The 6,340-nt window shown below is 73.8% G+C and carries 5 protein-coding genes and 1 pseudogene; 3 read left to right on the plus strand and 3 right to left on the minus strand.

Annotated features, from left to right (window positions below; all coding sequences use genetic code 11):
- Nucleotides 1-243 (plus strand): annotated as a pseudogene (locus tag E1211_RS32795) (hypothetical protein); the annotation flags it as partial.
- 275 nt (nt 244-518) lie between these two features.
- On the plus strand, nt 519-2,141 hold the full coding sequence (groL, locus tag E1211_RS29595; protein WP_132353115.1) for a chaperonin GroEL: 1,623 nt from the start codon (nt 519-521) through the stop codon (nt 2,139-2,141).
- A 65-nt stretch (nt 2,142-2,206) separates the two neighbouring features.
- On the opposite strand, the gene E1211_RS29600 is transcribed toward groL, so the two are convergent.
- From E1211_RS29600 to E1211_RS29610, 3 genes are all read right to left on the minus strand, one after another.
- Nucleotides 2,207-2,449, minus strand: coding sequence for a hypothetical protein (locus tag E1211_RS29600; RefSeq protein WP_132353117.1), 243 nt, complete (start codon nt 2,447-2,449; stop codon nt 2,207-2,209).
- Between the two features lie 90 nt (nt 2,450-2,539).
- Nucleotides 2,540-3,472 carry a GNAT family N-acetyltransferase gene (locus tag E1211_RS29605; RefSeq protein WP_132353119.1) on the minus strand — a complete coding sequence of 311 codons (933 nt, stop codon included), beginning with the start codon at nt 3,470-3,472 and terminating at the stop codon, nt 2,540-2,542.
- Nucleotides 3,473-3,530: 58 nt separating this feature from the next.
- Nucleotides 3,531-6,080, minus strand: coding sequence for a S8 family serine peptidase (locus tag E1211_RS29610; protein WP_132353121.1), 2,550 nt, complete (start codon nt 6,078-6,080; stop codon nt 3,531-3,533).
- Between the two features lie 133 nt (nt 6,081-6,213).
- Between E1211_RS29610 and E1211_RS33600 the strand changes: the two genes are divergently transcribed.
- Nucleotides 6,214-6,340, plus strand: a 127-nt coding sequence (locus E1211_RS33600) for a glycerol-3-phosphate dehydrogenase/oxidase (RefSeq protein ID WP_243709753.1), incomplete at its 3' end; no start/stop codon positions are given.

Here is a 6,340-nt window from a genome sequence, read left to right on the forward strand (position 1 = left end):
GTGCTGCTGGTCCTGAGCCTGGTGGTGGGTGGCCTGCAGGGGGCGGCCGTCGCGCCGCTCGGCGTCGATCCGCTCGGCTCGGTGGGTACGGCGATCGGGGCGATCGTGGTGCTGGCGGTCACCGGGGTGCTGACCCTTCCCGTGCAGTTCGTGCAACTGGTGGGGCTGGTGGTGACGTACGCCGAGCAGCGTGCCCAGGAAGGCCCGGTGAACAGTGCGAGGCTGGCCGCGGAACTCGGCTGAGGAAAGCACCCTGCTTGCACTCGGCATGGGAGAGTGCTAAACAAGGTATTGGCACTCGCACGCCGCGAGTGCCAAAGGTCGGGGCGGTGGGGTCGCGGCCACACCGGCGGGACAAGCCGCTGGTGTGGCACGTGACCGGTCGTCGCGGGCTATCCGGCCCGGCCGAGGAGACGTCGTCGTCGCCCTGACGACGACGTCCCAAGGTGCGTACACCAGGCGGCCCATCCGGGACACACACTCGGGTGGCCCGTGAGTGTCCAGGAGGACAACGCCGTATGGCCAAGATGATCGCGTTCGACGAAGAGGCGCGCCGCGGCCTCGAGCGGGGCATGAACCAGCTCGCCGACGCCGTGAAGGTGACCCTCGGCCCCAAGGGCCGCAACGTCGTGCTCGAGAAGAAGTGGGGTGCCCCCACCATCACCAACGATGGTGTGAGCATCGCCAAGGAGATCGAGCTCGAGGACCCGTACGAGAAGATCGGCGCCGAGCTGGTCAAGGAGGTCGCGAAGAAGACCGACGACGTCGCCGGTGACGGCACGACGACGGCGACCGTCCTGGCCCAGGCCCTGGTCCGTGAGGGCCTGCGCAACGTGGCCGCCGGTGCCAACCCGATGGCCCTGAAGCGGGGCATCGAGGCCGCCGTGGCCAGCGTCTCGGAGGAGCTGCTGAAGCTCGCCAAGGACGTGGAGACCAAGGAGCAGATCGCCTCCACCGCCTCCATCTCGGCTGCCGACACCAGCGTCGGTGAGATCATCGCCGAGTCGATGGACAAGGTCGGCAAGGAAGGCGTCATCACCGTCGAGGAGAGCAACACCTTCGGCCTGGAGCTCGAGCTCACCGAGGGCATGCGCTTCGACAAGGGCTACATCTCCGCGTACTTCATGACCGACCCGGAGCGTATGGAGGCCGTCTTCGACGACCCCTACATCCTGATCGCCAACAGCAAGATCTCGTCGGTGAAGGACCTGCTCCCGATCCTGGAGAAGGTCATGCAGTCGGGCAAGCCGCTGCTGATCATCGCCGAGGACCTGGAGGGCGAGGCCCTCGCCACCCTGGTCGTCAACAAGGTCCGCGGCACCTTCAAGTCGGTCGCCGTCAAGGCGCCGGGCTTCGGTGACCGTCGCAAGGCCATGCTGACCGACATCGCCATCCTCACCGGTGGCCAGGTCATCAGCGAGGAGGTCGGCCTCAAGCTCGACGCCGCCGGCCTCGACATGCTGGGCCGCGCCCGCAAGGTCGTGGTGACCAAGGACGAGACCACCATCGTCGACGGCGCCGGTGACGCCGAGCAGATCCAGGGCCGGGTCAACCAGATCCGGGCCGAGATCGAGAAGAGCGACTCCGACTACGACCGGGAGAAGCTGCAGGAGCGGCTGGCCAAGCTGGCCGGCGGCGTTGCGGTGATCAAGGTCGGCGCGGCCACCGAGGTCGAGCTGAAGGAGCGCAAGCACCGCATCGAGGACGCCGTCCGCAACGCGAAGGCCGCCGTCGAGGAGGGCGTCGTCCCGGGTGGTGGCGTCGCGCTGGTGCAGGCCGGCAAGACCGCCTTCGACAAGCTGGACCTGACCGGCGACGAGGCGACCGGCGCGCAGATCGTCAAGATCGCGCTGGACGCCCCGCTGCGGCAGATCGCCGTCAACGCCGGCCTCGAGGGTGGCGTCGTCGTCGAGCGCGTCCGCAACCTGGAGCCGGGCCACGGCCTCAACGCCGCCACCGGCGAGTACGTGGACCTGCTGGCCGCGGGCATCATCGACCCGGCCAAGGTGACCCGTTCGGCGCTGCAGAACGCGTCGTCGATCGCGGCGCTCTTCCTCACCACCGAGGCCGTCGTGGCGGACAAGCCGGAGAAGGCCCCGGCCGCCCCGGCTGGCCCGGGCGGCGGGGAGATGGACTTCTGAGTCCGTCCTGAGGTTCCGTTCGGAAACGGGGCGGGTCGCGTCAGCGGCCCGCCCCGTTCTTCTCGTCAGGTCGGCAGCGGTCGTTGGTTGCGCCGCTTCTGCGCCCGGTCGTACGGGGCGCGTAGCTGGATCGGCGCGTCCACCATCTCCAGCGACTCCTCGGTCACCGGTTCCCCGGTGTCGGCCATCTCCGCCAACTGTTCGGCGTCGCCGAAGTCCAGCCGGTCGATCGGAAGTTGCCCGGGGAGATCGCCGACCGGCGTCCAGGTGACGGGCGCGACGTCGTCGCTCTCTTCGTCCGTGGTCATGGCTGCCTCCTCTACCGAAACGGTAGGGGGCGCCGGTCGCCGATGAGGGCGAATGGCATTATCTAGGTCTATATCCCATTCGCCCTTTTATCAATTCCCCACCTGCTTGCGGTAGAGGAAGAAGACCCGCTCGATCCGGGCGCCCGCGCTGCGGGAATAGAAGGGTACGGGCCCGACCCAACCGATCTGCGCCGATTCGTGCCCCGCCGCCCGCTGGTCGCGCAGGCAGCGGCGCAGGAGCACACCGCCGATCCCCGAGCCCTCGGCCGCCGGGGCCGTGCCCATCGGGCCGAACCAACTCGGCCGGGACGAGCCGTACGCCGCGAAGGCGATCACCGAGCCGTTCCGTTCGGCGAGGTGGCAGCCGGCCCCCGGACGGCCGACCGAACCGGCCAGCTCCGCGGCCCAGGTCCCACCGAAGGTCTCCCCGGCGAGCTCGGCCAGCGCCGGCAGATCCGCCGGCGTCGCCGCACGTACCGTCACGCCCTGACCGGCCAGTCGGTCCTCCGCGGCCGCCGTCGACCGCAGCGCCGGCGAGTCGTCGGACGACAGGTCGGCCGTCATGTTCCACGCCGTCCGGTCCTGCTGGTAACCCAGCGCCAGCGCCGCGCAGACCGCCGGCGTGTACCGGACGTCGATCCCCGGCCAGGCGTAGAACGGCGGGTTACCGGCGAGCAGCACCTCCGTCGCGCCCAGCCCGGCGAACCGCCGCTCCGCCTCGGCCAGCAGCGCCCGGGCGGCGCCCCGGCGGCGGTGCTCCGGCGCGACCGCGATCAGGTCGACGTGCCCGAGTCGCTGGTCGGCCGCCGGCATCGAGCCGATCAGCACCCCCACCAACTCCGTTGCGCGGTAGGCGCCGAGGGCGAGGACGGGCCGGTCGCCGGCAGCCCGGAGCCAGAGGGTGTCCACGATGGCGGCGGCTTCGGCCGCGTCCTCCGGCAGGTCCAGCGCCCCCTCGCAGAGCCGTACGACGGCCGGGGCCAGCTCGGGGGTCAGCGCGACGACGGTGGTCTCTGCGTCCATGGTGGCCGACCCTAGATCACCCGGTACGGGTCAGCGCAAGAGCACCCCGCCCGTCGCCTCACCGGGCGGCGCGCACGGCGGCGTACGCGTCGACCAGCCCGGCGCCGGTGATGTTCGCGTCCCCGCCACAGCCGTCCGACGGGTCGCGGGAGAGGTGGGTCGGCTGAGCCGGGGTGGCCGTCTCCCGCAGCAGCTGCCGCGTCCGCGTCACGTCGCCGACGAGCGCCGGGTTCGCCGACCACATCAACGCCACCACCCCGGCCACCTGGGGGGTCGCCATGGAGGTGCCGTCGAGGGTGCCGTACCCGCCGCCGGGCATCGCCGAGCGCACCCCGACGCCGGGCGCCACCACGTCGGGTTTCGCGGCGCCACCGGGCACCGGCCCCCGCGAGGAGAACTCGGCGACCCGGTCCCGGTCGTCCACCGCGCCCACCGTCAGCACGTCCGGGTACGGCGCGGGCGGGTCGTCGACCGAGCCGCACCAGGGGCCGGTGTTGCCGGCCGCGGCGGCCACGAAGATGCCGGCGGCGTCGAGCGCGGCGGTCGCCGGCCGGAGCACGCCCGCGTCGCAGCCCTCGATCCCCGGGCAGCCCCACGAGTTGGTGAGGATGTCCGGCGCGCGCTCGGGCCGCCCGGCGGTGAACGGATCGCCGCCGGACGGGAACGGCGCCAGCATGAACTGGAGACAGTCGAGGTAGTGGGCCGGGTTGCCCAGGTTGCGGTCGAGGTTCACACAGCCCACCCACTGGGCCCCCGGGGCGACCCCGATCCCGTCGCGGCCGACGGCGCTGCCGATCGTGTGCGTGCCGTGCCCACCGGTGTCGGTGGGGAAACGGGTGCCGTCCCACGGGTCGAACCAGGAGTCGTCGCCACCCCGGAAGCCCGGGGCGAGGGCCGGGTGCCGGCCGTCCACGCCGGAGTCCGAACTGCCGATGACCACGCCGGTGCCGGTCACCCCGAGCTCCGTCCAGACCCGGTCGGCGCCGAGCCGGCGGATGTTCCACTCCGGACCGGTCGGGGCGGGGTCGGTGCCCCGGGTGATGCCGGCCGGTGCGGGCAGCGGGCGCAGCCGCTGGCTCACCAGCACCCGGTCCACCTCGGGCCGGCCGGAGAGCCACGCCCGTACCGCCGGCCCGCCGTCGACCTCTACCGCGTTCACCAGGTAGTACGACGTCGGGCGCAGACCCAGCCGGGTCACCTCCCGGCGCAGGTCCGCCTGGGTACGGTCGGCCGTGTCGACGAGCCGCCGGTACACCTCGCGGGCCCGGGCGTCGCGTCCGGCCCGCCCCGGCCCGGCGGTGGGGAGGTTCGTCAGGTCGGCCTGCTGCCGCAGCACCACGAGCAGGCGTTCGCCGTACAGTCCGGGCCGGCCCGGGCCGAGGTCCACCGCGACGAGCGCCACCAGCAGCACCACGGCGGTGAGGGCGGCGGTCCGCCGGCTCGGGGTGCGCGCGTGCGGTCGGGCGAGCAGCACGCCGTACCCGACCGCGAGGAGCAGCGCCACGGCGAGCCCGGCGGCGGCGGTGACGGCCACCCAGAACGGCACGTCCCGGGTGGTGCCCAGCAGCAGGGTGATCTCCTCCGGGTCGGCGAAGGCCAGCGGCCCGAACGCGGCGAGCCCGACGAGCCACCGGACCGGGGCGGCGGACCCCGCGCCGGCGGGGTGCCGACGGCGGGCGGCGGCGTGCAGCGCGGCCAGCGCGAAACCGAGCGGGGGAAGGGTGAGCAGGGCCGGCAGTTGCGCTCCCGACTGGCCGCCGCCGGCGGCGAGCAGCGCCAGCGTCACGCCGGCGACCAGGCCACCGACGAGCACCAGCCGGGCCGGTCGGGGCGGCTCACCGGGCGCGATCCGGGACCAGAACCCGGCGTCGAGCAGCGCCCCGGCCAGCGCGCCGAGCGCCGCGGCGGCCAGCGCGGCGAGCACCGTCTCCAGCAGCCCGCCGAGCGCACCCAGCCAGGCCCACGGCAGCAGCACTGCGAGCCCGGCGGCGATCGCGAGCAGGGTGACCGGCCCGGCCCGCAGCCCACCGCGCGTCCGTCGGCCCGGGGCGGGGCGACCGGCCCCGCCCGCTCCGGTGGCCGGGGGGCCCTCGACGGCCGGTGCGTCCGCCGCCGGTTCCGGCGGCTGAGAGGCCGAACCCGGGACGGCCGAGCCCGGGCCCGGACGACCGGCGGGCGGCCGTCGGTGGGCGAGCCGGCCCAGGACGAGGGCGGCCAGGGCGGCGGTCGCGGCGAGCCCGGCGAGGTAGACCTCGTGGTGCACCGGCGGAACCGCCCGCAGCGGCGTGAGCGCGCCGAGCACGACGACGCCGGACAGCCAGGTGCGGCCGGCGGCGCGGATCGCGGCCGAGCGGGGTAGCAGGGCGAGCAGCAGCGCGGGGGTACCGACCAGCAGCACGGTCAGCAGGCCCACCGCCGGCCAGAGCCAGCCGACCCGGTCCCGTCCGAGGCCGAGCAGCAGCTGATCGGCGAACCAGCCGCCGATCTGGGTCGGCACTGTCACCGCGACGGCCCAGCAGCCGACCAGGATGGCCCCGACCACCGGCCAGGGCCCGGACGGGGAGTCGTTCGACGGGCGGGCGCCGGCCCACGCCGGGGGTTGGGGCATTGAGAAACAGTACGCCGAGCGACAGCTCACGCACGGCCCGGCGACGCGCGGCGCCCGGACGCCGACCTGTGGAACCCCGGCGGGGCGGCCCTGCGACGTGCCCTCCGATGTTCGTGGCGGTTACCGTGGACGGGTGCGTGACCCCAACGTGTCCCGATCCGTCGCCGGCCGGCTGTCGCCCGATCGGCGCAGCAACGACCTGCGCAAACTTCGCGCGGAGCGCTTCGACGTGCTGGTGATCGGGGGTGGGGTGACCGGGG

Source organism: Micromonospora sp. 15K316 (genome assembly GCF_004348525.1).
Taxonomy (GTDB): Bacteria; Actinomycetota; Actinomycetes; order Mycobacteriales; family Micromonosporaceae; genus Micromonospora.